Genomic DNA, 25,695 nt, shown 5'->3' with positions numbered 1-25,695 from the left:
AAATATAATTCCAGGCGCGTTTTTCGGTCAACCCGATCTAGCTCTAATCCGGACCTTACTGCATTTCGTCTTTGGCGGAAGGTTTGATATCTCCGTCACGCTGATCCTGATTTTCTTTTTCCGGACGTTCCTGCCGCCGGTCGCTTGATCGCTGCTCGTACGCGGGGGCGGCGGAAAACGGGATGCCCAGCCGGCCGGTTAGGCCGGGATGTTCGGCGGGCGGATTGGCCGGCGGGCCGTCAAGCGGCGGGCCGTCAGGCTGCGGCGGACGTCTGAACGCCAACAGGGCGAGCAGCAGCATGCCGATATAACCGAACAGCGGGTACAGATAGGTCAGCAACGAAGCAAAACCGACCTGGCTGATCAGGAAGCAGGCCAGCAGCACCGCCAGAATAACGGCGTTTTTCGGCAGCGGGAACAGGCTTTGGATTTGCCGGGTCATGCCGAACACGTTGCCGATCAAGGTGGTGAAAATCTCCCCGTAAATGACCAGCAGGAACAGCACATGCGGAAAAACCCCCAGACCGCGTACGATCTCCGCCATCGGGATTTCCAGCTCCATGATTCCCGGCATGCGGGCATTGATGGCAAAATGGTAGGTCAGCAGCATTGCGCCAAGGCCGATGCCGCCCCAGATACCTCCCCACTTCAGCGTGCTTTCCTCCTTGACCTCGCTGCCGAGAGGCACCATCACCGCCTGCGCAAAGGCAAAGTTCAACGCCACATAAACGAACGCGCTCAGCACCCAGCCGTAATCCTGCAGCTGCTGGCGCTGCCAATCCGTGATCCGGGTGATGCCGCCCGGCTCGATGACGTTAATCGCAATCAGGCAGGTGAACAGCAGCATCATCGGCACGACCAGCGCATTGACCGCCACGATCCCGTTCAGCTCTTTGGTCATCACCCAATAGGCCAGCACGATGCTCAGAACAATTCCGAGCTGATAAGGCAAGTGCAGCTGCTCCTCAAAAATGGAGCCCGTACCGGACAGCATCACCGCGGTTACGCCAAGCAGGATCAGCAAAGTCAGCGCATTCGCGAGCTTGCCGAGAACCGGCCCGAAGAGATGCTCGTTAAATTCCTGATAGGAGAACGCCTTGATCCGGTGAGCCACCACCATCATTTTCGTTCCGAGCCACATAAACAGAAATGTAGCAATGGCTACCCCCACCGCCCCCACGGGACCGTAAACGGTAAAAAACTGCATGATCGACTGGCCCGAGGCGAATCCGGCGCCAACGACCGTGCCGATATAAGTTGCGGCAATTTGAAATATTTTGAACCATCGCTCAACCATATAGCCTCCAAGGAACTTCCATTTTTTGTCTTGTCCTCCCTATCCTATGATCCTTGCTTGCTTTCTATTCCCGCCTCCGTTTTATTTAAAAAAGGCTGATTCTCCGGCAAAAATGCAGTACATTAAGGATAGGCAGTACACCAAATCCGCGCGGAGTGAGCCAAATCGTGAAATCCTTTTATCAAAACTGGAAGCTCGATCCCGAACTTCCGATGAATATTTTCCGCAGCCAAAACCTGTCGTTTTATCCCCATTTCCATGCGGAAATCGAAATTATCTACGTGGAATCGGGAAGCCTGCTGATCGGCGTCAACGAGGAAAAGCGCCAGGTCAAGCAGGGCGATATCGTCATCTGCAGCAGCAGCGACATCCATTCCTTCGACAGCCGGGACCAGCCCTCGCAGGTGCTGATTTTGCTCTTTAAGCCGGAGTGGATCAGTCCGGTCAAGGGCTGGCCGCAGGATTTCCGCTTCACCTCCCCGTTCATTTCGGACAAGGACCCGCGGTTTCAGCCGATCAAGCCGTGTCTGGACCGGATTTTGCAGGAACGGGCCGCCGGCCGTCCCGGATACCAAATGTTGATGAAGGCCGGCGTGCTGGAGGTGTGCGGGACGCTGCTCCGGCATTTGCAGACGCGCCGCTTGGACACGGGCGCCAAGGAGAAGCTTGAATCGCGGCGGGCCAGAATCCAGCAGATCCTTTCCTACATCGAAGAGCACTATCACGAAGAATTGAATGTCAGCTTCATGTCGCAGCAGTTTCATATGGAGCCGTCGCATTTCAGCCGAACGTTCAAGAGCGCCATCGGCATGAATTTCAAAACCTACCTCAATTCGATCCGGGTGCTCACCGCCGAGCAAAAACTGCTGACAAGCGATCTGAGCATTATGGAAATCGCGCTGGATTGCGGCTTCACCAGCATTCGGACGTTCAACCGCGTCTTCAAGGAGCTGAGGGGATATATCCCCTCTACTTTGCGAAATTCCGGGCCGTGAAGCTCTGAATCGAACCCCCGGGACTCCTGAGAAAAATATAAGGGTAAAAAAGGTCGTTATTCCGACGATATCCATCCATTCGAAGGAAATAGAGGAAATTTATGTCGCTATTTTCTCCCGTCGCAAGGAAATGGCCACGTTCTGGACCATTCATAGGAAAATAAGGACCAAAAATGCCGCTAATGGGGATGAACATGCCTAGCTCTGGATAATAAGTGCATAAAGTACCGCTATTTTGAAGGCCGAAGGTCCGTCGCCGATGGTTAATCATTCCAGTAGCCGGCTGTCAGGAGCCGATTTCCGGGTTGAGCCCACCTTATACGGCTATAGCATTTTTTCCGAGTCCAGTATATCTAGCAGTTTCCGCGAATATCATAGAAACGCAAGGCAAAACAAGCTTCAAAGATTCAAAACGCAATTTTTGACTATGAATCCGCATAAACTGGCGAGCGTCGAAGATTTCTACCAACTTATAATGAATACATGAAGACAGAAATTTTGTTCTTCAATCGATATGGAGGGATTCAATGAAACAGCTGCGTATCGGAATGATAGGTTACAAGTTTATGGGCAAAGCCCACAGCAACGCTTACCGGGCCCTGCCGATGTTTTTCCCCGGGGCCTTGAAGCCGGAGATGACCGTGCTGTGCGGGCGGAACGAAGAGGCTGCGCGCGAAGCCGCGGACCGGCTCGGCTGGCCGGAAGTGGCCACCGACTGGAAGCAAGTTGTGGCCCGGGACGATATCGACCTGATCGACATCAACGCCCCAAGCGACGCCCATAAGGAAATCGCCTTGGCCGCGGCGAAGGCCGGGAAGCATATTTTTTGCGAAAAGCCGTTAGCGCTTTCATTGGAGGACGCCAGGGAGATGCTGGAGGCGGCGGAAGCGGCCGGCGTCACCCATATGGTCGGCTTTAACTACCGCTTTTCTCCGGCGGTGAAGCTGGTCAAAAAGCTGGTGGAAAGCGGCCGGCTCGGGCAAATCTATCATTTCCGGGCCTGGTTCCTGCAGGACTGGATTCTCGATCCGGAATTCCCGCTCGTCTGGCGGCTGCAGAAGGACGTGGCCGGTTCCGGTTCGCACGGCGACCTCGGCGCGCATTTGATCGATCTGGCCCATTACCTGGTCAGCGATATCCGGGAAGTCATCGGTATGAGCGAAACGTTCATCAAGGAGCGCCCGTTGGCGGAAAACATGACCGGCCTCAGCGCCAAAAGCAGCAAAGACGCGCCGAAGGGCCCGGTTACCGTGGACGACGCGACGCTGTTTCTGGCCCGGTTTGAAAACGGGGCGCTGGGCAGCTTTGAGGCGACGCGGTTTGCGGCCGGACACCGCTCGACGAACGCGTTCGAAATCAACGGAAGCCTGGGCAGCGTGAAATTCGATTTCGAGCGGATGAACGAGCTGGAGGTGTACTTCACCTCGGACGACGAGGATGTCCAGGGCTTCCGGCGCGTGCTGGCGACCGATCCGGCGCACGCGTATGCTGAGGCTTGGTGGCCGCCGGGGCATACGCTCGGCTTCGAGCATACGTTTACGCACGAAATGCTGGAGCTGACAAGCGCGATCCACGAAGGCAGACAGCCGGAGCCGAACTTCCGCGACGGCGTCAAGTGCCAGGGGGTGCTGGAAGCGGTGGAACGTTCGGTGGATGAACGGCGCTGGGTGAAAATTTCTGAAATGTGAGCGGTTTGAGCGATGTGAGAAATTCTGAAATTCAAATTCGCAAGCTATGGATAAGGAGACGAAAACCGAGATGAAAAAAGCGCTTATCGTTTGGGGCGGCTGGGACGGACACGAGCCGGACAAGGTCGCCGCGATTTTTGCCGGTATTTTGCGGGAGCATCAGTTTGACGTGGAAGTATCCGACACGCTGGAGGCCTATGCGGACGCCGAAAAGCTGCTGGGGCTCGACCTGATCGTGCCGGTCTGGACGATGGGAGAGATCTCCAAAGAGCAGGTCGCTAATGTATCAGCCGCTGTGCAAAACGGCACCGGCCTGGCCGGATGCCATGGGGGCATGTGCGACTCGTTCCGCAACAACGTGGACTGGCAGTTCATGACCGGCGGCCAATGGGTCGCTCATCCGGGGAACGACGGGGTTCATTACAAGGTCGAAATCAAACCCGGATCAAGCCCGCTGACCGAGGGGATCGAGGATTTCTTCGTGGACACGGAGCAGTATTATCTCCACGTTGACCCGGCCGTCGAGGTGCTGGCCACCACCCGGTTTCCGATCGTGGACGGGCCGCATCGCCTCAACAAATCCGTCGATATGCCGGTCGTTTGGACGAAACGGTGGGGCGTTGGCCGGGTGTATTACAATTCGCTGGGCCATCACGCCGACGTCGCCCTGCTTCCTCCGGTGAAGGAGCTGATGACGCGCGGGCTGCTGTGGGCCGCCGCAGGAAAGCAGCGGGCTCTGGAACTTCAGGCCGCCGGAGCATTGGGCGCGGCCGGGACCGGAGCCTACACCGGGATGGGGGACAGCCAGTAATGGAGAAAATCAAGGTTGGCATCATCGGCTGCGGTAAAATCAGCGGCATTTACATGGAAAACTGCCGCAAATTCGCGGAGCTCGAGCTTGCGGCCTGCGCCGATCTGGATCTGTCCCGGGCGCGGGAACAGGCTGAACGCTACGGCATTCCCCGGGTCTGCACGGTTGAGGAGCTGCTGGGCGATCCGGACATCGCGATCGTCATCAATTTGACGATCCCGGCCGCCCATGCGGAGGTGTGCCTCAAGGCGCTGGAGGCCGGCAAACATGTATACGTCGAGAAGCCGCTCGCCGTCACCCGCGAGGACGGGCTGACCATCCTCGAGACGGCCCGCCGCCGCGGGCTGCTGGTCGGCAGCGCGCCGGAGACGTTTTTCGGGGCCGGCATTCAGACGGCGCTGAAGCTGATCCGGGACGGCGCGATCGGCCGGCCCGTGTCGGCCACGGCGTTTATGATGAGCCGCGGCCACGAGCATTGGCATCCGGACCCGGAGTTTTATTATGCCAAGGGCGGCGGCCCCATGTTCGACATGGGCCCCTACTATTTGACGGCATTAATTCAGCTGTTGGGTCCGATTCGGCGCATCGCCGGAATCACCGGCAAAGCGCTGGCGGAGCGTACGATCACGAGCGAAAAGAAACGCGGGCAGCGGGTTCCCGTGGAGGTGCCGACGCATGTCGCCGGAACGCTGGAATTTGCCCAGGGCGCCATCGCCACGCTAATCACAAGCTTTGACGTGTTCGGCGGCAGCACGCTCCCGCCGCTTGAAATCCACGGCACCGAAGGCACCTTGCTGGTGCCGGATCCCAACACGTTCGGCGGCCCGGTGAAATACCGCAGGCTCGGCGCAACGGAGTGGACCGAAGCGCCGCTGCTGCCGGGCTACGCCGAGAACAGCCGCGGCATCGGCCCGGCCGACATGGCCGCCGCCCTGCTGCGCGGCCGCCCGCACCGCGCCAGCGGCGAGCTCGCGTACCACGTGCTGGAAGCGATGTGGGGCTTCCACGATTCCTCGGACTCGGGCCGTTACTACGAAATGCAAAGCACGTGCACGCCCCCGGCCCCGCTCCCGGCGGACCAGGAGCCGTATCACTTGGATTGAGCGGTTTAACGGGGTGAGCGGTTTAGCGGGATTTTCCGGTTCCTAACGGATCGTCTGAGCAGACAGTAGCGGACCGGGAAAGGACCGGGAAAGCCGTTATTCGCTCATTTCCCGGGTATATCCCAACGCTACGGACCTGGTTGACGTTATTAACCCTCAAATCAGACTTTTTCAGCAGATTTGACGGCAATACGCCTCTCCGGTCCGTTGCATTTTTTTAACTCCCGATTTTGGAGTAATTAACGTCGCTAGTGTCCGTTAAAACGATTTATGAGCTGGAGCTGCTTGTCCTTTCATCCGGAGGACCGGCGTTAGCCCGCTCCACAGCGTATCAATGATTTCCTCGCGGCTGGCTGTCCTCTGGCAAACCAGAAAGGCGAACAATTCCGCGTTTTTGGGGCTTCTCAGTTTGAGCTTCATCCCATCGATTTCGGGCATGGAGATATCCAAAAAAGCGATGTCAACCGCGTTCGCTCGGGAATACTCATAGGCTTCATGCGGGTTCAAAAACGCCCGGCAGGTCGCTATTTTGCCGTTTTCCCGCAAAATCCGCGTAAGCCGTTTGACCGACAATTCCTCATCATCCACGATGATAGCCGCATCATGCTGTTCCCTCCCCAATCGCGCTGGCGCTTTGTCCCGGAATTACAATACCAAATTTCAGAAAAGATATAGATCGTTGCCCTTCAGCTTGCATAACGCCTCCATAAAATAATAATCGCCGTAGATTATCGGTTGATGATGCGTTTTGCCGTGGTACGCCCCTGTGCCGTAAAGCAGGAAATGGTCGGTATCCGGCGACCAATCGATGCGCGATTCGTCCAGCGTTTTCAGCAGCTTCAGCGCCGCCGCCGCATACGAGCGGCTTTCGTGCCCGCCGGCGGCCTTGGCGATTTCGATGAGCCCGCAGGCCGCGATGGCCGCGGCCGTATCGTCCGCCAGCCTCGGCTCCGCCGGTTGCCGGAAATCGACCGGGATGATGCCGTCCTCCGGAATGCTCGCCATAAAATAATGAGCAACCCGCTTGGCCGTCTGCAAATACTCGTCTTTTCCGGTATGAATATGGCTCATCATAAAACCGTAGAGCGCCCAGGTCTGCCCGCGCGTCCAGGAGGAGCCTTCTCCGTAGCCCTGGCCGCCATGCGTCCGAACCACGCCTCCGTGGAATGGATCAAATTCGACGATATGGTTGACGGAGCCGTCGGGACGGACAAACGCCGACATGGTCGTATCTGCGTGCTTCATGGCGATTTGCTTGAAACGCGGGTCCCCCGTTTCTTCCGTGGCCCAGTACAGCAAGGGAATGTTGAGCATGCAGTCGATGATCGCCCAGCCCCGCGTATCCCCTTCCTCCAGATCGTTCCATGCGCGAATGAAGCCCCCCGCCAAATTGAACCGGCCCGCCAGCAAGTTAGCGGCATGCAGCGCCCGCTTCCGGGATTCCGGGTTGCCGGTCGTTTTGTAATTCGCGACGCTCGTGGGCAGCCACATAAACCCGACATCATGATGCAGGCCGTAAAATTCTTCAAAACACCGGTCCAGCTTGGCTTCGGAAATTTGCGCGATTTCCTTGTATTTCTCGTTGCCGGTTTCATGGTACATCATCCACAACATGCCTGCCCAAAAGCCGTTGGTCCACCAGTTAATGCCGTCCGAATCATCTCCCGTCGGATTATCTATGGACCGGTCGTCATGCACACCGTTCACGGTCGTATAAGGAATTTTGTTCCGGGAGCGCTCGCAGACCGCGTCCATTTTGGCCGTCACTTTGGCGATAACGCCGTTCAACCATTGCCGCTGTGTATCGTTTAACAAGGGGGTTCCTGCCTTTCATCGTGTAATTGCTTACAGCACGGTATCCGAATTTCCGCTTATCGAAAGCGTAACACTGCGGTTTTGTGAATAAAATGAAGTTTTTTAAGCTAAAGATGCGGTGATTTTAGAACTTTCCCGCTTATTTTCTTGCTTATTTTCTTGCTTATTTTCCCGGCAGGCAATCTCTTCCACTTGACCCTAGCGCCCCCTCCCGATTTCCTGGACTGAGGTAAATAGCTGAGGTGACTGTCTTTAGGGTTCGTGTCCTGGTATCTCTGCCTGCTGCCTGCCTTTGCACGATTATCCCTTTCGTTCAGAGGGTTGAGGGCTAGGGTAAGGGATAAAGAAAAAAGAATAAGAAAAAAATAAGGTCGTTCAGGTGAGATTTTCGGGTTGATAAGAGAATGTATGTTTGGTATAATTAGGAAAAGAGAACGTATGTACGCTGATTTAAATTCGGGAGGGCGAGCGAACATGGAGGTCAATGCGGGAGCGGAACTTCAACCATTCAGCAGTCGTTTTAACAGCGAGCAGGACTGCATGGAGGCGCTGATCGCGATGAAGTGGCCCAGCGGCTTCGTCTGCCCGCGCTGCGCTCACACTCGGTGCAGCCGTCTGACTTCCCGGCATATCCCCTTGTTCGAGTGCGGAAAGTGCAAGCATCAAGCGTCGCCTTTGGTCGGCACAATTTTTGAAGGAACGCATCTGCCCTTGCTCAAGTGGTTCGAGGCCCTGGATTTATTCCTGCTGGAGGGCGGCATCTCGGCGCTGCGGCTGCGCCAGGTGATCCGGGTCACCTACAAGACCGCCTGGTCGATGCTGCACAAAATACGCCATGCCGTGGGGGAGTTCGATGCCCGAGAGCTGCTCTCCGGAGACGTGAAGGTGAACAGCGATCAGTATGGACGTAATCCGTCCCGGTGTCAGCTTTCGCATCCGTACGCCTCGGCGGTCGTAGCCGGCTGCACGGTCACGGAGTCGGGCGAGCCGGAGCAGGTCAAAATCCTCTTGGTGCCGTATAAGCGGGGAGGCGAAGAAAGGGCAAACCGTCACGATCTAACCGCGTTTATTAGCGGGCATGTGGATATCAATACATCGGCGGTACAGTTGTTTCCTCAGGCCTTTCGGCTGTATGCGCCTTTGCGGAAAGTGGTGAGAGAGGCGTGGGAATCGCTGAAGAGTACGTATGGAGCCTTGGGACTGAAGCATCTGCAGGCGTACCTGAACGAGTACACCGGACGCCGCCGGCTGCGCCTGCAAGAAGGACTGCCCGGAGCGGAAGAAACGATGCGGCAGAAGTTACTGCGCATGTGTGTGGCGATTCCGGCGATCCCTTACCGCCGGCTGATCGCGCGCCAACCGAACCAGCCCCTTGCGGCCGCAGCCTGATCGAGACGCTGGAACGGTGGGGGGAGTTTGATGTGGAGCAACTTGATGGGTGGGGATGAGCATGAACAGTGCGGGCGTTGCTGCAGACGGAAGGGTTCAGGGTTCAGGCTACAGCAAAATCACGGTCTTTTCGTTTCCCTCGTGTCTTGTCCTTGATCTCCTATCCAGATCTCCTGTCTTGATCTCTTGTCCGGTCTGTTTCACCTAAACCTGATTCCTTCTCCTAAGCCCGTCTAAATTATCTCGAACCTATCTGCTTCTTCACCAAAATATTTTTTCTCACGAGCCTGTCTGCTTCTTTGCTACCTGATCAAGCGGGATAATCGTGCAAAGTGTCCGAACATCGGATGTTAATCTGCCTACCAACGCCTTTCCGCATTTCTTTTATGAATGTAATAAAGAATTAATTGTTTCTTCAACCTCTTTCAAATATCCTTTGAGGGCTTCTTCGCCAACGCTTGGAACATTGCCGAACAGCAGATGTCCAACGGATTCAATGCCCGTGAAGTCAAAAATGCCCGTTGTCGCAGTAAGTTTCAGGGCTTCGCTCATGCCGATTTGATCGTAAACTTCTTTAGGCGTACCGTGAGTGTTGATGATCAGCCCTTTTTTGCCTTTCAGCAGCTTATCAATGCCTTCAGCGCCATAAGCATAAGCAAAGCCGTATGAGAATACCCGATCAACGTATCCTTTGATAATCGCAGGCAATCCCGCCCACCAAATGGGATAAATGAACGTAATAACGTCCGCTTGTGCGATATATTCCTGTTCCGTTTTGATATCCGCAGGAGTTTGTCCGGCCTTCATTGCTTCCGTATCTTCGGGTTTAAGAACAGGCTGGAAGCCGAGCGCATACAAATCACGTACGACAACCTCTTGTCCTTTGCTTTTCAGCGCACCTGCCGCAGTCTCCAGAATGGCGTGGTTGAAGCTTTCTTGGCTAGGATGAGCATAAATGATCAAGTGTTTCATGACTAGTACCTCCGTATTAGCAGTTTTTTTGATTATTATTGCAAACTGCGTAGATATCCATGTAATGTAAATTGTACTAATTCCGAGCATAGTAAAAGACGACCTCGCCGAGTTTGACTGAGGCCGTCATTAACTATCTTTTTAAAAAGTCTCCCTCAACCTTTCGTCGCTCCCGCTGCAATGCCCTTGACGAAATATTTTTGCAGGAGGATAAAAGCGAGCAGCACAGGGACAACCGACATCGTTGTACCGGCAAAGATCATATCCCAACGGGAGGAGAACTCGCCGATATAACGGTAAATTTCCACGACCATCGTCTTCGGTTCGCCGGACGGCAAGACGAGCATCGGCATCAGGAAATCGTTCCAGATTCCCAGACCGTTCAGGACGACCATGCTGGCCGTCACCGGGCCGAGCAGCGGGAACACGATGTTCCAGAAAATCCGCACCCGGGAGCATCCGTCGATTTCCGCCGCTTCCTCGATCTCCGCCGGAATCCCTTTAACGAAGCTGGAATACAACAGGCTGCCGAAGCCGACCGAACCGGCGACGTAGATCATGATCGGCCCCGCCAGGCTGCCGTAAAGCCCCAGCAATTTGAGCTCTTTGAACAGGGGGATCATGTAGGCCTGGAACGGAATCATCATCCCGGCGAGGAAATACAGGAAGACGAATTTCGTCCATTTCGCGTTCCGCCGCTGAATGGCGTATCCGGCCATCGGGATGAACAGCACCTGGAATACGATCGACACGACCGTCAAAATCAGGCTGTTAACGATTGCCTGCGGGTAGTTTGTTTCCGTCAGCAAATATTTGAAGCTTTCCAAGTACAACGATGCCGGGAGAGCGACCGCGTCTTTCATGATTTCCGCGTTGCTCTTAAAAGCGGACATGATGTTGAAGAAGATCGGGAAGAAGAAAAATACCGCCAAGATGACCGTCACCATGAATATCAAAACATCGATCACAAGCTTGCGTGCTTTCAGCGACATCACATTTCGACCTCCCTTTTTTGGAGGATTTTCACTTGCAACACGGTAATGATCAAAATTATAAAAAACAGCACCATGGCCAGCGCCGTCCCGAACCCTTGCCGCAGCTCGCCGAACCCGACCTTATAGATGAGATAGGTTAAGGTTTCGGTTTCAAAACCGGGACCGCCATCTGTCATGACCGCGATCTGGTCAAAAATTTTAAGTGCGCTGATCATGGACAAGACCATACATACGGTCACCGATCCCGCCAGCAGCGGGAACGTGATGTGCCGGAACTGCTGCCAGCCGTTTGCGCCGTCGATGCTGGCCGCTTCGTTCATTTCCTGGGGAATACCCTGAAGTCCGGCGAGATATATGATCATATAATATCCGGCGCCTTTCCAAACCGTGGATAAAAGAATCGCCAGCATGGCGAAGCGTGGATCTCCGAGCCAATCGACCGCGAAAGCCCCGAGGCCGATCTTGTCCAGCACTTGGTTAACAACGCCGAAGTTGTAATTCAGCATCATCGCCCAGACGAACCCCATCACGATGCCGCTGAGCAACGTGGGGAAATAAAAGATGCTGCGGAATATTTTGCTCAGCCAACGCACTTTGTCGACCAGCATCGCAAGCAGGATGGCAAACAAGTTCTCGAGAACGACAAGACTGATCGTTAAGATCAACGTGTTCTGAAGCGCGTTATGGACCCGCGGACTATTCCAAATTTCCACGAAGTTGGCCAGTCCGATAAAACGTACGTCAGCGCTAATGCCGTCCCATGACGTGAAGCTGTAATAGACGCTGCCTAACGTCGGAACGATCACGAACAGGGTATACAAAATAAAGGACGGCAAAATGAAGAACAGCGCATAAGACTGCCATTTTTTCTGCTTTTTCATAGGCATTGCCGGATTCCTCACATCGCGTTGGCTTTAACTTGGTTGTCGTATTCCGTATCCGCTTGCTTCATGTAATCCAGGACAACTCCATCTTTTGCGACCAGTTCCTGAAGCAGCTTGTAGTACCAGTTGCGGAACTGCGGCGGAATTTGGTTTTCGCCCCACCAGTTGTTGATCGCCAGCGATTTTTTGACATTCGGATCGGCCATCAGCTCGAGCACCACCTGCATCTGCTCGCTGGACTCATAGGTGACCTGTTCTTTGGTCGAAGGAATCGCATTGATGCTGGCCAAATAGAGCGAATAGTTCTCCGGCTCAAAGAAGAAGCGGATAAACTGTTTGATCGCTTCCACCTTATCCGCGTCTTTGGACGCTTCCGTGGAAATGGACCAGCCGGCCGGGGATGACAGACCGATTACGTTCACATTGCCTTCGCGGTCAGGGAGTGCATAGAAGCCAAATTCGAAGTTTGGGTCGGCTTCGGCGATTTGCGTGAACATCCATGTTCCGGAATACAACTGCGCCGCTTTTCCGCTTACCAGAAAGGATGAGGTCTGATTGTCGCCCGTACTCAGCCAGCCTTTATCGACGTAGTTTTGGAACAGTTCCTTATAGTCCGTCATCGCTTGCACGACGTTCGCGTCGGTGAAGCTCACCTGTTTGGCCGTGCGTTTCGAGTTCCAACCCGGATCGTTCGCATACACCTGGTCGATCAGGAATTTGTTGACCCAAAAGCCCATATGGAAAATGTCTTTGCCGCCGACCACGATCGGCGAAATGCCGCTGGCCTTCAGCTTCTCCTGAATCTCCATGAATTCGCCGTACGTTTTCGGCAGTTCGGTGATGCCGGCCTCTTCATACGCTTTCTTGCTGTAAATGATCCCCTGCGGCGAGTTCACCTGCAGCGGCGCGTTCCATACTTTGCCGTCAACCTTTGGCGGGTCGTGGAACAACTCCAGCAAATCGGATGGCAGTTCTACGATTTTGCCCGCGTCGGCAAACACTTCCGTATCGCGCATTTCCACCAGGTCCGGGAACTCGCCGACCGCGTCCTTCGTTTTCAGCCAATCCAAATAAGCGGCGGACGTCGTTTCGCTGATATCTTTGATTTTGATCTGCGGATTCGCCTCCATAAACCGCTGGACCGTATCGGCGATCGCTTTTTTCGTGGCGGGATCGCCGGAAGCGTAGCCGATCGTAAAGCTGACCTCTTTCGGAGCATCTCCCCCGGCGGCGGCATTTCCATTGCTGCCGGTTGAAGGCGTTGCCGCCGTATTTCCGCCGGAGCTGCCTCCGCCGCATGCGCTCAGCACCATGGACGCCGCCAAAACCAGGGCGGAAAGTTTTGAGCCTCTTTTTTTAGCCATCTTTCAGGTAACCTCCCTTTTATCCTGCGAACTGGAAACGAATGAACGATGTGCGCATCACCGTTTTGAAAACGTTTCCTTGGTTCAAGCATAACATTTGCCCTTCTGGGGCTGAATGAACTTTTTTAAGTTCGACATGCGTTGTTTTTAAGAAGGTACCGTTTCCTCTACAATGGGAAAGGTAAGTACAATCGAGGTGCCGAGATGCTCCCGGCTATTGATGACGATCCCATAGGTTTCGCCGAATACCGATTTGATCCGTTCGTGCACGTTTTTGAGCCCGACGTTTTTGCCGGGAGCTTCAGGATCGTTCAGCGCGCGGTTCAAACGCATCAGCGTATCGGAACTCATTCCGGCGCCGTCATCGTAAACCGTGATGACAATGGTCCGCTCGCGTCTTGCGACGGTAAGCCCGACCGTACCTCTCCCTTGCTGCTTTAACCCATGTTGGATGGCGTTCTCGACGATCGGCTGCAGGGAGAGCTTTAAGATGTGCCAATTCAAATCCACTTCCGGAGCCACATGGCAATTGAACTCAAACCGCTGATCGTAGCGGACCGAAATAATGTAAAAATAGTCTTTAATATTGTCCAGCTCGCTGCGGATGCTGACTTTCTCCTCGCCGTAATCGATGACGTATTTGAGTTGATTGGACAGCGAGAGAATCATGTCGGCCACTTCATGGTCGTCTTTGTCCACCGCGCTCATCCGAATCACCTCAAGGGTGTTGTACAAAAAATGCGGCCGGATTTGGCTTTTCAATGCGTTTAATTCCGTCTGCTTCTGTTTGATCTGGGCCACGTAAGCTTCGTCGATGTACGCCCTCAAACGGTCGACCATCCGGTTGAAGCTGTGGCTGAGCCTGCCGAGCTCGTCGTTGCTGCGAATCTCCACCCGCGAATCGAGGTTTCCCGATTCGACCTTGGCCATTTGCTTCATCAGCATGAGGATCGGCGCGGACAAACGCTTAGAGAACCAGGCGCCCATCACGACAAGCGCAAATGCACACAGCCCGATGGCGATAAACACGGTCATTCGCACCGACAGCAGCTGCTCAAACAACGAGGCGCGGTGAATCCGCGCGGTAAGGTTGCCGTTCAGAAACGGGATCGGTTCCGAGATCACCATCATTCCTTCATCCGGCTCGGGCTTACCCTGTTCCTCAGGCGAACGGGCCTCCTCCCCCCGATTGCTGAAATATACGTTGCCGTCCCCGTCCAGCAGAACCAATTCGTCTTGCTCCCGCAGATGAAGCTCCTTAAAATACTGATCGAAAATCGCGGCGTCCACGTCCAGGAACAACGTGCCGACGATTTTAGGCTCGGCCGTCACTTTGCCGGATATATCGATCAGGCTGCGGCCGATGGTAAACACTTTGCGGTCCGATGCCGCGTAATAATCGTCTGTATGCGTAGGGAAGATCGCGACTTTGGAAGGATTGGCGCGCATTTGCTCAACCCATGCTTTATAGGGCAGCAGCTCCGCTTCCATCCCCCGGTTTTCTTTTTCCTGATAAAACAGCTTCCCGTCCCGCTCCCGGACAAAATACACGCTGCTGATGTAATTGTCGCTGTACAGCAACGTCTTTAGAAACGAATCGATCGGAATATTGTTGATTTGTTCCAGTTCGTTGACATTATAGGTCTGGTTTTGGGTGGAGCTTTCGATGAAACCTTCGTATTTGCCGGTATACATCAGCTTCGACACTTCGTTGTATTGGTTAAACGCGGCGTTTAGGTTGTAGCTCATGTACATGACCATCTGCTGCAAATTTCCGGCGGTATACCGCTCCACATAGCCCGTAAACGTGTTCACCGAGAAAAGGCTTAACGCAAACAGCGGCACGAGCCCGGCCAGGATGAACGCTCCCGCGAACTTGACGAAGATACTGGTGAATTTGGATCTCCTTAAGCGCATCCGCCTCTCCTATTCCACGCCGGCGGATTGCCGGTATTCCTGCGGCAGCTTGCCGTACATCTTCTTGAACATGTCGCTGAAATGGCGGGCGTTGTTGTAGCCGACGCGTTCGGCGATTTCATAGATCATCAGGTCTGTCTCCAATAGCAAGCGGAGCGCATGCTTCATCCGTTCCTCCGTCAAATACTGCTTGAAATTTTTTCCGGTATGTTTTTTGAAAAAGCTGCTGAAGTAGTACGGGTTCATATAAATCATAGCGGCCATGGACTCCAGCGTGATGTTTTCGGCGTAATGCTCCTCTATATACGTTTTGACCCGGCGCAGCTCAGCGATTTCTTTGTTTGCCAACTTATAGACGATCTGTTCGCAGGCACGCTCCACGATCGCCGCAAACTCCTTCTTTACGCCTTCATAAGCCGCATACCCCGACAGTCTGACCAACAACGCGTTGGGATCGTGGCCTGATGCGCTTAACTGGATGCCGATTTTTGCCATATGCTGATCCAGCAGTTGGATCGCATTGTACACGCTCATCACCGCCAGTTGCTTACCGCCCGCCGCCCGCCGCTCAATCGCCGCAAGAAGCCGGTTCGCCGCCGCATGCAGTTCCTCCCTGTTCTGCGACATCAGCGCCTTGGCTATGTTCTCCTCCAGCTCGGCGATGCTGCATAACTCTTCCGGGCGATCCACCGCGGTTTCATCCGTCTCGTTCACCCGGTTAAGGCCGGTGAAATATTTTTGGTTAAGCGCTTTCAATGCGGCGCGGTAGGAATCGGAGGCCGCCTCGATGCCGCATACCGGCCGGCCTATTCCCAGGGAAACCGGCAATTTGAGGAAAGCGTTGATCTTCCCGTGCAGGTCGTACGCCAACTTACGCGGCTCGTCCGCGTGTTCATGCTGGATCAAGATCCCGAACCTTCCGTCTTTATGGAACATCAAGCCGTTGCCGCCGGGCTCGATCGTTTCTTTGATTATGTTGTGCAGGGCGAAATGGACCAGCTTCCGCTCCCGTTCTTCCCAGCGGGAGGCGCTTCCCATCGTTTCATCCGGCTCCAGCAAACAGATGCTCGTATGCCGGCTCAGCGCCACCGCGCCCATGCGGGTTAATTCGGAAGCTGCCCGCTTGTCCCCGTCCATCAAGCCGTCCAGCAACTCTTCGATCGTCACGGTGCGTTGTTTCCGCTCATAATGGGTCAGCTTTTTCCTGGCCCGCTCGCCTTCGTTTTCCTCGCGGATCAGCGCCGCCGCCTTGCCGACGACGCTTTCCAAATGCGCTTTGTTCACCGGCTTGACCAAATAGTCTACGGCGCCGTATTGAATCGCCTGCCGGGCATAAACAAACTCCTGGTATGCGCTAATGAAAACGACTTTTACCTGCAGGGATTGTTCATGGATCTCGCGGATAATGTCGATACCGCTGCAGCCCGGCATGCTGATATCGCTGATGATCAGATCCGGGCGGCATTCGCGCAGCAATTGTCTCAGTTCGTTGCCGTCATTGGCCTCTCCGATCATCGAAAACCCTAGTTTTTCCCAATCTATCAGTTTTTTTAGCCCGCGCAATATGACCGGCTCGTCGTCCGCCAATAAGACCCTGATCTTCATGCCGCATTCCTCCCATCACAAGGGTATAACACCGAGCTCAAACGAACTGAAACGATTACGTGTCTTCCATTATACAGCTTCGTCACTTAACTTTAACATGCGGGCTTTCTCAGCTTACCGCTGTTTTTTAAGCTCCATGTGCTATTTTTTAAGTTCCTTGCAGCCCGGCATGCACAAACAGGCCGCCAAGCGGTTTAGTCCGCACGGGGCTTGCAGGTTACACGCATGGTACAAACCAAACAATCAATATATATGAACAGCGAATACTGTTTCTTACACTACGGAAAAGGTGGAAAAATCACATGGCCGAAACGAAACATCGCCCCTTTATATTTGTAACGATCAAGGCGTCTACGATCCGGAATTTTATCATCCTGGATTTAATCGCCGGGACCGGACTTTACTACCTGATTAAACTGGCTACCGCGAGCGCATTGCTTGGCACGGTGGGCAGCGCTTTGGGAACGGAAGGGATGAAGCGAATTCCCGCCTTGCGGTTCGCCAAAGTTTATTTTTCAACAGTAAAGAAGTAAAAGCGGTCCCGCCTTTTCCGGACAGGACCGCTATAGATAGGTTTCAAGACCCCATTCACCTGCGTTGACGCGCCGCCCGCGCTACAGCACCGCCGCGGAACCTCCGTCGATGTTGACCGCCGTGCCTGTAACATACGACGCGGCATCGGAAACCAAGAAGGCGATCACCTTCGCCGCCTCCTCCGCCCGGCCGATGCGGCCAAGCGGGATGCCGAAGCGGGGATCGGCGGCAAATTGCTCCCAGGTAAGCTCCGGAGCCGTCGCCTTCCATTTCCGCTCGATCTGATCGCTGCGGATGAGGCCGATGCAAACGGCGTTGACGCGAATGTTGTCGCGCGCCAAATCCTTGCTCATCGCCTTCGTTAAGGCGAGCCCGGCCGCCCGGCTGACCGAGGTGGGCAGCGAAGAGGCGCCGGGCGTTTTGCCGCTGATCGCGGTGACGTTGAGGATCGCGCCGCTCCCGCTCTTTCGCATATGAGGGATGGCCGCCCGGGCGAAGTTCACCGCCCCGAACAGCTTCAGATGAAGGTCGGCTCCCCACGCTTCCGAATCCACCTGTTCGAAGGGCTGCGCAGCCGAAGTTCCGGCGTTATTCACCAAAATATCGATGCCGCCGAACTGCTCCGCCGCCCGCTCCACCGCCCGGCGCGCCTCGGATTCCGAGGAGACGTCCGCCTGCAGGATAAGCGGCTTGACTCCCGTTTGTTCCATCAGTTTAGCTTCCGCTTCCTTCAGTGCCTCAAGCCCGCGGGCTACAAGGGCCACCTGCGCCCCTTCGCCGGCGAGCGTCAAGGCCGTAGCCAGGCCGATGCCTTTGCTGCCGCCCGTGATGATCGCCCGCTTTCCCTTCAGTCCCAAATCCATGCCGCATTCCTCCTAAATACAAATATTGTTGCTGATTAAGCCAGATATCTCTCGGCTGCCAAGGCCGTCCTAACTACATCCCTCCACCTCACATTGGAAAAATCCAATAGAATTCGTTCAAAATGCCACTAGCGTTGCATTAAATCCGCCAAGATACAATTTCTCGCCACCACATTCTAACGGTTGCCACAGCCGCTATTTGCTTCAATATCGCCGTTTTCAAATTCTAACGGTCACAGCCGGTGTTATATTTATCGCGAAAGTTATTTCAATCCCTTGGCTTTCAAATATTCTTCCTTGTACGCCGCGGCCTTTTTGGCGATCAGCGATAAATTGCGCTGCTTCACCGCTTCGTTCGTCAAATCGGAGCCGATGCCGACGGCCACCGCGCCAGCTTTGATCCACTCGCCCAAATTGTCCAGCGTTACACCGCCGGTCGGCATGATGTTGGCCTGCGGCAGAGGCCCTTTGATCGCCTTGATCATCGAAGGATTATACAGGTTGCCCGGGAACAGCTTGACGATGTCCGCCCCCAGCTCCAGCGCCTCCTGGATTTCCTTGATCGTCATGCAGCCGGGCATGACCGGGATGCGATAGCGGTTGCACAGCAGCACCGTGTCGCGGTTCAGCGACGGCCCGACGACAAATTGAGCGCCGCTCAAAATAGCCGCCCGCGCCGTCTCGGGGTCGAGCACCGTACCGACGCCGATAATCGCATAATTCGCCGCCTCCTTCGCATCCCAGGAGTATTTACGGGCCAGTTGCTCGATCGCCTGCAAGGCGAACGGGATCGTCATCGTAATTTCAATCACTTTGATGCCCCCGGCAATCGCCTGTTCGGCCATTAACACGACTTCCTCCGGCGTCTCGCCGCGCAAAACCGCGACAACGCCTTCCTCTACGATTTTTTGTACGAGCTGCAGCTTTTTCATGGGAATTCCTCTTTTCTGTATATGTTCTAAGATAAATGTAATCTAAAACGAATCTCAATTCCACGTCATACGCTTTGCCGTTCAATTTCGGCTCTCCTGGATCGCGGGAATTGGTGTGACAAATGACACTTGCCAAACGAACCTAAATGGGATTAATATGAACCTATATGAACATTATACACCCAAACAAACGAAAAAAGGAGACGATAGAAAAATGGAACGTCGTTATGCCTCTCATCCGAATGAAGTGAAACAGTTCGATACGGCCCGGCTGCGCCAGGAATTTTTGATTCCGAGACTGTTTACGCCGGATAAGCTTGAATTGGTGCTCACGCACGAGGATCGCCTGATCGTCGGCGGGGCCGCGCCGGTAAATGGCGAGGTGAAGCTTGAAACCGATCTTAAGGAGCTGGGCGTATCCTATTTCCTGGAGCGGCGCGAGCTTGGCGCCATTAACGTCGGCGGGCCGGGATCGATCGTGGTGGACGGCACCGAATACGAATTGGACACCAAGGACTGCCTGTATGTGGGCAAAGGATCGCGGGAAGTTATTTTTAAGAGCAAGGACGCAGCGAAGCCGGCGAAATTCTATTTGAATTCCGCTCCGGCCCACAAGGAATTTCCGACAGCCAAAACGACTTTGGACGAGGCGGAATCGGCCGCGCTAGGTTCGATCGAAAATTCCAACGAACGGACGATCCATCGTCTGATTCACGAAAACGGCATTCAAAGCTCCCAGCTTGTGATGGGGATGACCCAGCTCAAGACGGGCAACATGTGGAACACCATGCCGGCCCACGTGCATCCTCGCCGAATGGAAGCTTATATGTATTTCGATCTGCCGGAGGACTCCATTGTGGTTCATCTGATGGGCGCGCCCGACGAAACCCGCCATATCGTGATGCGTAACGAACAGGCCGTCATTTCGCCGAGCTGGTCGATCCATAGCGGCGTCGGTACAAGCAATTATACGTTTATCTGGGGCATGGCCGGCGACAACAAAGCTTACGGGGACATGGACGCCGTGGCAATGAAAGATTTAAAATAAGAAAGGTTGTTCAAAAAGTCATCTTTTGATCACGAAGCTGATCAAGAAGCTTAATCGACATCGAATCTTGAATTCAGCTGGGCCTTCCGTTGCTCACGTAGGTTATCCTACGCTCCGCTACTCAGTCCCTGCTTCATTCAACCTTCTCGGTGCTGAAAACCTGACTTTTTGAACTCTTATTTTAGAAAGCAAAACCTTAACGGAAGAGTGAAGCTATACGATGAGTCAGATACGGCGGTACGAGAAAATCATGGAGATTCTGCTAACGAACAAGGAGGTTACGGTAGCGGAATTAAGCGAAACTTTGGGGGTTACCGGCAAGACGATCCGTGAAGATCTCGCCAAACTGGAGGAGCAGGGCCTGCTGGTCCGCGTACATGGCGGGGCGGTGCTAGCGCAAGGGGACCAATTCGGGATACTGCCCTCCCGGGAGCCTTTGGCCAAGCATGCGGAGGAGAAAGCCGACATCGCGCGCAAAGCGCTGCTTCATATCGAAGCGGACGACATTATCGCCCTGGACGGAGGCAGCACCACGCTGGAAATCGCCCGCCGGCTCGACAACCGCCCGCTGACCGTCATTACCAACGATGTATATATTATCGGCGAACTTGCCGCCAAAGACCAAATCCGCCTCGTTGTTCCGGGCGGCTACCGGGTCCGCAACATGCTGGCCGGCCCGGAGGCGGCGGCTTACGTCAAGCAGCTGAACATTCAAAAAGCGTTTATCTCGGCGACAGGAATCCATCCGGAACATGGGCTGTCGATTTATACCGGCGATCTGATCGGCCTCAAGCGCGCTATGATCGAAACGGCCCGCGAGACGATCGCCGTCATGAACCATCAAAAATTCGGACAAACGGCGCTGCGCACGTTCGCCGCGCTCAAAGAACTGTCGCGGATCATTACCGACGGCGGACTTAGCGCCGACACGGCGCGCAAGTATGAACATACCGGGGTCATTATCGAGCATTGAAACGGAAAATTGAAATGATAAGGAGTGTATTTTTCATGAAATGGTTTGATTTAACGGGGAAGACGGCTTTAGTTACGGGGGCGGCCGGCGGTCTCGGCCAGGGAATCGCCGCAGGATTGGCCGAAGCGGGAGCCGACGTCGTCAGCGCTTCATTAGGCTCCAGCGCGGAAACGGTTGAGAAAATTAAAGCGTTCGGCAGAAAGGGTGCGGAAATCATCGTTGATTTGAGCGATCACAGCAAGCTGCAGGAGACGTTTGACGAAGCGCTGGGGCTCACCGGACATATCGACATTCTCGTCAACAATGCCGGAATTATCCGCCGCACGCCGGCCAAAGACCACAGCGAAAAAGACTGGTTCGACGTCATTAACATCAACCTGAACACCGTGTTCCTGCTGTCGCAGATCGCCGGCCGCCATATGATCGAAAGAGGCAGCGGCAAAATCATCAACATTTGCTCGATGCTCTCCTACCAAGGCGGGATCAACGTTCCCGGCTATACGGCCAGCAAGCATGGCGTGGCCGGACTGACCAAAGCGTTCGCCAACGAGTGGGCGGAGAGCGGCGTTCAAGTGAACGGGATCGCTCCCGGCTACATGGCTACGGACAACACGGCGCCGATCCGCGCCGACGAGAACCGCAAGGCTTCGATTACGGACCGCATTCCCGCCGGCCGCTGGGGTACGCCGGACGACGTGAAAGGCCCGGCCGTGTTCCTGGCCTCAGCCGCTTCGGACTATCTCAACGGGCACATTTTGTGCGTCGACGGCGGCTGGATGGCCAGATAATTTTATCTTGAATTCAGCTGGGCCTTCCAAGCGGATGCTTCCGAAGCATGTTTCCTTCGGAAACATTTGACTCACGTAGATCTGTCTACGCTCCGCTACTTTCGTCCCTAGCTTCTTTCAACTCAAGCGTTTTGAAAAAACGCACTTCGGAAGCATTAGCTTCGGTCCTGAAAACCCAACTTTTTGAACTCGCACTTAAACGGAAATCACCTGCAGGCAGCTCCGGATATCTTTCACGGCGGCTGTCTGCTTCCATACTCGCCGGTAATTATCAAATGCTAATACAGCACTCTCCACAAGTAGAAGGTCGCATACGACTCCCATTTTTTCCAGCCTTCCGCCCATGCCAAAAGCTCCTTTCTGGCCGGCTTCCGGTCCATTCCAAGCACATGCTTGACCGCGTTATGCAAACCGACATCGTCAACCGGAAAAGCGTCCGGCATTCTGAGGCAGCGCATCAGCACGTAATTGGCCGTCCACGGTCCGATCCCGCGGATGCCGACAAGCCGTTTCTCCGCTTCCTTGATCCCGCCTGCCGCCCGCAGCCCTTCCTTCGTCAATTCTCCCGCAGCGATCAGACGGGCCGTCCCGATCAGGTATTCGGATTTTTTCAGGGTCATGCGGACTCCCTCCAGATCCTGAACGTTTAAAGCGGCGATGTCCCCGGCGGAAGGAAATACAAGGTACCGTTCTCCCTCACAATCCACGGACCGCCCGAACTGCTCAACAAGGCGGCGCTTTAAGGTGTAGGCAAAAGCCAGATTGATCTGCTGGCCGATAATCCCCCAGGCTATGGCTTCGAACAAATCCGGAATTCCCATATTGCGCAAACCGTAAAATGATTCCACCGCTCCACGCAGCAGCGCATCCTCTTTCGCCAGCTCATAAAACGGCCGTAAATCCGTATCCAAATCGAACCAATCTCTGACATAGCGGACCACCTCTTCGCGATCCCGCTTCCGGGATGGCGCCGTACCGCCGAGAAAGCGGACCGCCAGCGCATCGTTCCCGTCCGCGCTGATCTCTACGACGGGAATTTCTCCGTTTTCCAGCGGGATGGCTTTATACACCCGCTGATCGCCGATGCGCAACAGACACTCATTGGACGAACGCGACAAATACTTCATATTTTCGGCAAAACTGAATTCCTCGGGAACCGGCAGCCTCAGCATATGCCCCTGATCTTCCCAAACCGCGTCCGGCTTCCCCGGATAAAATCGGTTATTCATCTACCCAACTCCCTCACTTTGGCGTCCGCTCCTAGCGTCCGCTTCTTCATTTATAGTTTTAACATGATCCGCGATCCTATCATTTCGTTATCTTGCTTTTCCATTCGAAAAGCATGGCTTGGTCCGGGAGGCAAAGGTATACTGAATGTGGAGGTGAGCTTATGGCGCGAGGCCAATATCCGACCTTTAGCGAGGAATGTGAACATATCCATGCAAAACGTGACGCCGGGAGCGAAGAGCAGTGGCAGGCGATTATCCATAACGATGCCGCGTATGACGGAAGTTTTTTTTACGCGGTAGCCAGTACGGGGATTTTTTGCCGGCCATCGTGCAAATCGAAGCCGCCCAAGCGGGAGAACGTGCGCATATTCGCTGGTGCCGAGCAGGCCAAAGCCGCCGGGTTTCGTCCGTGCAAACGCTGCAAGCCGGAGGGCTGGCCGCTGCCCGACACGGAATGGGTGGAGCAGATCGCCGATTACATTGATGCGCATTACCAGGAGAAGCTGACGCTGGAAACGCTGGCCGACATGTGCCACGGAAGCCCCTTCCATTTGCAGCGGACTTTTAAACGCGTCAAACGGATGACGCCGGGAGAATATATCCAGCAGCGCAGAATCAATCAGGCCAAGCAGGCGCTGCTCCATTCGCGGCGAACCGTGGCGGACATAGCCCTGGATGTCGGCATCGGCAGCCCGGCTTATTTCATCACCTTGTTTAAAAAAACAACCGGACTTACGCCTGCGGAATATCGAAAATCGCAAATGCGTTGAGCGCCGGGAACTACAGCGATCTATCACTTTTGGAGGTGCCTTACCAATATGAAAACAACCCAAGTCCAAACCTTATTCTGGTCGCAGCTTACCGATCAGGATTGGAACTTATATATCTGCGCAACGGAGAAAGGGTTAGCATATGTCGGTTCCCCGGCCTGGCCTTTTGCCGATTTGGAGGCGTGGGCCGGACGCCGCTTCCCCGGCAGCCCGCTCGTCCGGGACGAAGGCAGGATGAAGCCGTATGCGGCCGAGCTGACGGAGTATTTCCACGGCCGGCGGCAGCATTTTACCGTCCCTTTCGACCTGCAGGGAACCCCGTTTCAGCTTGCCGTATGGGAGGCTCTGTGCGCCATTCCGTTCGGCCAAACCCGCTCCTATTCGGACATTGCGCAACAGATCCGCAAACCGTCCGCAGTGCGGGCCGTCGGCGCGGCGATCAGGGCCAACCCGCTGCTCGTGACCGTCCCCTGCCACCGGGTCCTCGGCAAAAACGGCGCGCTCACCGGCTACCGCGGCGGCCTGGAGATGAAAACCAGATTGCTTGCGTTAGAAAAACAAACATTTTACAAATAAATCAATGATAGACATATTATTCTTTGTTTATTATAATGGAGTCACATAATGTAAACGCATACAATACATGGAACTTGAGGGAGGGATGCTCAACATATCTGCCAAACTTTCATATTAAAGGAGATGTGTGATGTTAAAAACAAAAGCAAGCAACGTATCCTTGGTATTGGCCTTAGCACTGGTTTTGACGATTTTCGGCGGATTGTCGCTGCCTTCCGCAACCGTATTCGCCGCCGATGCCAGCGGAACCACTGCGAGCATCTCGGACATTCTGAAAAACCAGCAGGCCGATGGCGGCTGGAAAAAGGATTACAAAGTAACCAGCGGGGAGTGGGCGAAGTCCACGATTGACAACAAGGCCACGTATACGGAAATAAGAAGACTAGCGGCTGAGTATGCCAAAACCAAAGACAGCAAATATTCCGCCGCAGCTATCAAAGGAATCAATTTCTTATTAAACATGCAATACGCCAACGGCGGATGGCCGCAGATTTACCAAAGCTCGGGTTATCATAAACACATTACTTACAATGACAATGCCATGGTCAATGTCATGATTCTGCTTGACGAAGTTGCCAACAAGAAAGGCGACTTTTCCTTCGTAGACAGCTCTTTGGCCAATCGCAGCAAATCCGCTGTTGCAAAAGGCGTGGACTGTTTGTTAAATACTCAGGTTGTCGCTAACGGAAAGCTGACCGTTTGGGGACAACAGCATGACTCAGCCACGCTAAAACCGGCAGGGGCAAGAGCATACGAAGTTCCTTCTCTTACCGCCAGTGAAAGTGTTGGTATTGTAAAATTCTTAAAAACCAGACCTTCCACCACACAAATTAAGGCTTCAATTCAAGCTGCGGAAAATTGGTTTAGAGCCGTTAAGATTACCGGAATCCGAATAGTAAAGACGGGCGATGATGTGATCGTTGTGGACGACCCCAGTGTAACGGCTCCGATCTGGGCCCGCTTTTACGAGATCGGTACGAACAAACCTATCTTTGTAGGGCGTGATGGCGTAGTGAAGTACAAGCTCAGCGATATTGAGCAAGAGAGAAGAACCGGATATGCTTGGTACGGCAACTGGCCTTCGAGTCTGGTGAATTAATCGAATTATTATAAGTAAAAGAGCTTATGCCAGCGCTGGCATAAGCTC

The 25,695-nt window shown here is 54.4% G+C and carries 24 protein-coding genes; 12 read left to right on the top strand and 12 right to left on the bottom strand.

Going from position 1 to position 25,695, the window contains the following annotated elements; genetic code table 11:
* Nucleotides 1-55: 55 nt before the first annotated feature.
* Nucleotides 56-1,297 carry a YkvI family membrane protein gene (locus tag NYE74_RS13740; protein ID WP_230877053.1) on the bottom strand — a complete coding sequence of 414 codons (1,242 nt, stop codon included), beginning with the start codon at nt 1,295-1,297 and terminating at the stop codon, nt 56-58.
* A gap of 167 nt (nt 1,298-1,464) precedes the next feature.
* Between NYE74_RS13740 and NYE74_RS13735 the strand changes: the two genes are divergently transcribed.
* The 4 genes from NYE74_RS13735 (at nt 1,465) to NYE74_RS13720 (ending at nt 5,894) form a co-directional block, all read left to right on the top strand.
* Nucleotides 1,465-2,292: an AraC family transcriptional regulator gene (locus NYE74_RS13735; RefSeq protein ID WP_036621157.1), complete on the top strand. Its 828-nt coding sequence runs from the start codon at nt 1,465-1,467 to the stop codon at nt 2,290-2,292.
* Between the two features lie 527 nt (nt 2,293-2,819).
* Nucleotides 2,820-3,980 (top strand): Gfo/Idh/MocA family protein, encoded by a 1,161-nt coding sequence (locus tag NYE74_RS13730; protein WP_316561710.1) that lies wholly within the window; start codon nt 2,820-2,822, stop codon nt 3,978-3,980.
* Between the two features lie 70 nt (nt 3,981-4,050).
* Nucleotides 4,051-4,791 carry a ThuA domain-containing protein gene (locus tag NYE74_RS13725; protein WP_036621152.1) on the top strand — a complete coding sequence of 247 codons (741 nt, stop codon included), beginning with the start codon at nt 4,051-4,053 and terminating at the stop codon, nt 4,789-4,791.
* Nucleotides 4,791-5,894, top strand: coding sequence for a Gfo/Idh/MocA family protein (locus NYE74_RS13720; protein ID WP_124332489.1), 1,104 nt, complete (start codon nt 4,791-4,793; stop codon nt 5,892-5,894). The genes NYE74_RS13725 and NYE74_RS13720 overlap by 1 nt, the downstream gene beginning before the upstream one ends.
* A 258-nt stretch (nt 5,895-6,152) precedes the next feature.
* Here NYE74_RS13720 and NYE74_RS13715 read toward each other — a convergent pair whose 3' ends face one another.
* The gene (locus tag NYE74_RS13715; RefSeq protein WP_051985358.1) at nt 6,153-6,482 is read right to left on the bottom strand and encodes a response regulator transcription factor; all 330 of its coding nucleotides are present in this window, start codon (nt 6,480-6,482) and stop codon (nt 6,153-6,155) included.
* Between the two features lie 72 nt (nt 6,483-6,554).
* Complete coding sequence (locus tag NYE74_RS13710; RefSeq protein ID WP_036621149.1) at nt 6,555-7,709, bottom strand: glycoside hydrolase family 88 protein; 1,155 nt, start codon at nt 7,707-7,709, stop codon at nt 6,555-6,557.
* Between the two features lie 474 nt (nt 7,710-8,183).
* Between NYE74_RS13710 and NYE74_RS13705 the strand changes: the two genes are divergently transcribed.
* The gene (locus tag NYE74_RS13705; RefSeq protein ID WP_124332490.1) at nt 8,184-9,098 is read left to right on the top strand and encodes a transposase; all 915 of its coding nucleotides are present in this window, start codon (nt 8,184-8,186) and stop codon (nt 9,096-9,098) included.
* 384 nt (nt 9,099-9,482) lie between these two features.
* On the opposite strand, the gene NYE74_RS13700 is transcribed toward NYE74_RS13705, so the two are convergent.
* The 6 genes from NYE74_RS13700 to NYE74_RS13675 form a co-directional block, all read right to left on the bottom strand.
* Nucleotides 9,483-10,070: an NAD(P)H-dependent oxidoreductase gene (locus tag NYE74_RS13700; protein ID WP_036621148.1), complete on the bottom strand. Its 588-nt coding sequence runs from the start codon at nt 10,068-10,070 to the stop codon at nt 9,483-9,485.
* Between the two features lie 155 nt (nt 10,071-10,225).
* Nucleotides 10,226-11,062 (bottom strand): carbohydrate ABC transporter permease, encoded by an 837-nt coding sequence (locus NYE74_RS13695; protein ID WP_172531687.1) that lies wholly within the window; start codon nt 11,060-11,062, stop codon nt 10,226-10,228.
* Nucleotides 11,062-11,952, bottom strand: coding sequence for a carbohydrate ABC transporter permease (locus NYE74_RS13690; protein ID WP_051985356.1), 891 nt, complete (start codon nt 11,950-11,952; stop codon nt 11,062-11,064). Before NYE74_RS13690 ends, NYE74_RS13695 begins: the two co-directional genes overlap by 1 nt.
* An 11-nt stretch (nt 11,953-11,963) precedes the next feature.
* A complete protein-coding gene (locus NYE74_RS13685) occupies nt 11,964-13,313 on the bottom strand; it encodes an ABC transporter substrate-binding protein (RefSeq protein ID WP_124332491.1) in 1,350 nt (449 codons plus the stop codon).
* A 147-nt stretch (nt 13,314-13,460) separates the two neighbouring features.
* On the bottom strand, nt 13,461-15,230 hold the full coding sequence (locus NYE74_RS13680) for a cache domain-containing sensor histidine kinase (RefSeq protein ID WP_124332492.1): 1,770 nt from the start codon (nt 15,228-15,230) through the stop codon (nt 13,461-13,463).
* A 9-nt stretch (nt 15,231-15,239) separates the two neighbouring features.
* Entirely contained in the window at nt 15,240-16,835 is a 1,596-nt protein-coding gene (locus NYE74_RS13675; protein ID WP_341004862.1) for a response regulator, read from the bottom strand.
* A gap of 302 nt (nt 16,836-17,137) precedes the next feature.
* On the opposite strand from NYE74_RS13675, the gene NYE74_RS13670 reads away from it, so the two are divergent.
* Nucleotides 17,138-17,368 carry a hypothetical protein gene (locus tag NYE74_RS13670; RefSeq protein ID WP_051985353.1) on the top strand — a complete coding sequence of 77 codons (231 nt, stop codon included), beginning with the start codon at nt 17,138-17,140 and terminating at the stop codon, nt 17,366-17,368.
* 81 nt (nt 17,369-17,449) lie between these two features.
* Here NYE74_RS13670 and NYE74_RS13665 read toward each other — a convergent pair whose 3' ends face one another.
* Together NYE74_RS13665 and NYE74_RS13660 are read right to left on the bottom strand one after the other, a co-directional pair.
* Complete coding sequence (locus NYE74_RS13665; protein WP_036621145.1) at nt 17,450-18,232, bottom strand: SDR family NAD(P)-dependent oxidoreductase; 783 nt, start codon at nt 18,230-18,232, stop codon at nt 17,450-17,452.
* A 263-nt stretch (nt 18,233-18,495) separates the two neighbouring features.
* A complete protein-coding gene (locus NYE74_RS13660) occupies nt 18,496-19,164 on the bottom strand; it encodes a bifunctional 2-keto-4-hydroxyglutarate aldolase/2-keto-3-deoxy-6-phosphogluconate aldolase (protein WP_036621143.1) in 669 nt (222 codons plus the stop codon).
* 214 nt (nt 19,165-19,378) lie between these two features.
* Here NYE74_RS13660 and kduI point away from each other — a divergent pair, with 214 nt between their 5' ends.
* From kduI to kduD, 3 genes are all read left to right on the top strand, one after another.
* Nucleotides 19,379-20,212, top strand: coding sequence for a 5-dehydro-4-deoxy-D-glucuronate isomerase (gene kduI / locus NYE74_RS13655; protein WP_036621142.1), 834 nt, complete (start codon nt 19,379-19,381; stop codon nt 20,210-20,212).
* 220 nt (nt 20,213-20,432) lie between these two features.
* Nucleotides 20,433-21,185 carry a DeoR/GlpR family DNA-binding transcription regulator gene (locus NYE74_RS13650; RefSeq protein ID WP_036621141.1) on the top strand — a complete coding sequence of 251 codons (753 nt, stop codon included), beginning with the start codon at nt 20,433-20,435 and terminating at the stop codon, nt 21,183-21,185.
* A gap of 35 nt (nt 21,186-21,220) precedes the next feature.
* Nucleotides 21,221-21,973, top strand: a complete 753-nt coding sequence (gene kduD, locus NYE74_RS13645) for a 2-dehydro-3-deoxy-D-gluconate 5-dehydrogenase KduD (RefSeq protein WP_036621140.1) — start codon at nt 21,221-21,223, stop codon at nt 21,971-21,973.
* Between the two features lie 278 nt (nt 21,974-22,251).
* On the opposite strand, the gene NYE74_RS13640 is transcribed toward kduD, so the two are convergent.
* Nucleotides 22,252-23,202: a DNA-3-methyladenine glycosylase family protein gene (locus NYE74_RS13640; protein WP_051985352.1), complete on the bottom strand. Its 951-nt coding sequence runs from the start codon at nt 23,200-23,202 to the stop codon at nt 22,252-22,254.
* A gap of 206 nt (nt 23,203-23,408) precedes the next feature.
* Between NYE74_RS13640 and NYE74_RS13635 the strand changes: the two genes are divergently transcribed.
* The 3 genes from NYE74_RS13635 (at nt 23,409) to pelA (ending at nt 25,647) form a co-directional block, all read left to right on the top strand.
* Nucleotides 23,409-23,972 carry a bifunctional transcriptional activator/DNA repair enzyme AdaA gene (locus tag NYE74_RS13635; protein ID WP_411828902.1) on the top strand — a complete coding sequence of 188 codons (564 nt, stop codon included), beginning with the start codon at nt 23,409-23,411 and terminating at the stop codon, nt 23,970-23,972.
* 48 nt (nt 23,973-24,020) lie between these two features.
* Nucleotides 24,021-24,548, top strand: a complete 528-nt coding sequence (locus tag NYE74_RS13630; protein WP_341004861.1) for a methylated-DNA--[protein]-cysteine S-methyltransferase — start codon at nt 24,021-24,023, stop codon at nt 24,546-24,548.
* Nucleotides 24,549-24,678: 130 nt separating this feature from the next.
* Nucleotides 24,679-25,647, top strand: coding sequence for a pectate lyase (gene pelA / locus NYE74_RS13625; RefSeq protein ID WP_036621137.1), 969 nt, complete (start codon nt 24,679-24,681; stop codon nt 25,645-25,647).
* Nucleotides 25,648-25,695: the final 48 nt, after the last annotated feature.

The sequence above is a fragment of the Paenibacillus sp. FSL P4-0127 genome (assembly GCF_038007325.1).
Classification (GTDB): domain Bacteria; phylum Bacillota; class Bacilli; order Paenibacillales; family Paenibacillaceae; genus Fontibacillus; species Fontibacillus macerans.
This window is presented reverse-complemented; position numbering and strand designations above follow the sequence as displayed.

Bases quoted from the DNA above. Each gene is read 5' to 3' on its own strand.
- NYE74_RS13740 (WP_230877053.1), bottom strand. From the start codon at position 1,297: ATGGTTGAGCGATGGTTCAAAATATTTCAAATTGCCGCAACTTATATC.
- NYE74_RS13730 (WP_316561710.1), top strand. From the start codon at position 2,820: ATGAAACAGCTGCGTATCGGAATGATAGGTTACAAGTTTATGGGCAAA.
- NYE74_RS13725 (WP_036621152.1), top strand. From the start codon at position 4,051: ATGAAAAAAGCGCTTATCGTTTGGGGCGGCTGGGACGGACACGAGCCG.
- NYE74_RS13720 (WP_124332489.1), top strand. From the start codon at position 4,791: ATGGAGAAAATCAAGGTTGGCATCATCGGCTGCGGTAAAATCAGCGGC.
- NYE74_RS13705 (WP_124332490.1), top strand. From the start codon at position 8,184: ATGGAGGTCAATGCGGGAGCGGAACTTCAACCATTCAGCAGTCGTTTT.
- NYE74_RS13700 (WP_036621148.1), bottom strand. From the start codon at position 10,070: ATGAAACACTTGATCATTTATGCTCATCCTAGCCAAGAAAGCTTCAAC.
- NYE74_RS13695 (WP_172531687.1), bottom strand. From the start codon at position 11,062: ATGTCGCTGAAAGCACGCAAGCTTGTGATCGATGTTTTGATATTCATG.
- NYE74_RS13690 (WP_051985356.1), bottom strand. From the start codon at position 11,952: ATGCCTATGAAAAAGCAGAAAAAATGGCAGTCTTATGCGCTGTTCTTC.
- NYE74_RS13685 (WP_124332491.1), bottom strand. From the start codon at position 13,313: ATGGCTAAAAAAAGAGGCTCAAAACTTTCCGCCCTGGTTTTGGCGGCG.
- NYE74_RS13680 (WP_124332492.1), bottom strand. From the start codon at position 15,230: ATGCGCTTAAGGAGATCCAAATTCACCAGTATCTTCGTCAAGTTCGCG.
- NYE74_RS13675 (WP_341004862.1), bottom strand. From the start codon at position 16,835: ATGAAGATCAGGGTCTTATTGGCGGACGACGAGCCGGTCATATTGCGC.
- NYE74_RS13670 (WP_051985353.1), top strand. From the start codon at position 17,138: ATGGCCGAAACGAAACATCGCCCCTTTATATTTGTAACGATCAAGGCG.
- NYE74_RS13665 (WP_036621145.1), bottom strand. From the start codon at position 18,232: ATGGATTTGGGACTGAAGGGAAAGCGGGCGATCATCACGGGCGGCAGC.
- NYE74_RS13660 (WP_036621143.1), bottom strand. From the start codon at position 19,164: ATGAAAAAGCTGCAGCTCGTACAAAAAATCGTAGAGGAAGGCGTTGTC.
- kduI (WP_036621142.1), top strand. From the start codon at position 19,379: ATGGAACGTCGTTATGCCTCTCATCCGAATGAAGTGAAACAGTTCGAT.
- NYE74_RS13650 (WP_036621141.1), top strand. From the start codon at position 20,433: ATGAGTCAGATACGGCGGTACGAGAAAATCATGGAGATTCTGCTAACG.
- kduD (WP_036621140.1), top strand. From the start codon at position 21,221: ATGAAATGGTTTGATTTAACGGGGAAGACGGCTTTAGTTACGGGGGCG.
- NYE74_RS13640 (WP_051985352.1), bottom strand. From the start codon at position 23,202: ATGAATAACCGATTTTATCCGGGGAAGCCGGACGCGGTTTGGGAAGAT.
- NYE74_RS13630 (WP_341004861.1), top strand. From the start codon at position 24,021: ATGAAAACAACCCAAGTCCAAACCTTATTCTGGTCGCAGCTTACCGAT.
- pelA (WP_036621137.1), top strand. From the start codon at position 24,679: ATGTTAAAAACAAAAGCAAGCAACGTATCCTTGGTATTGGCCTTAGCA.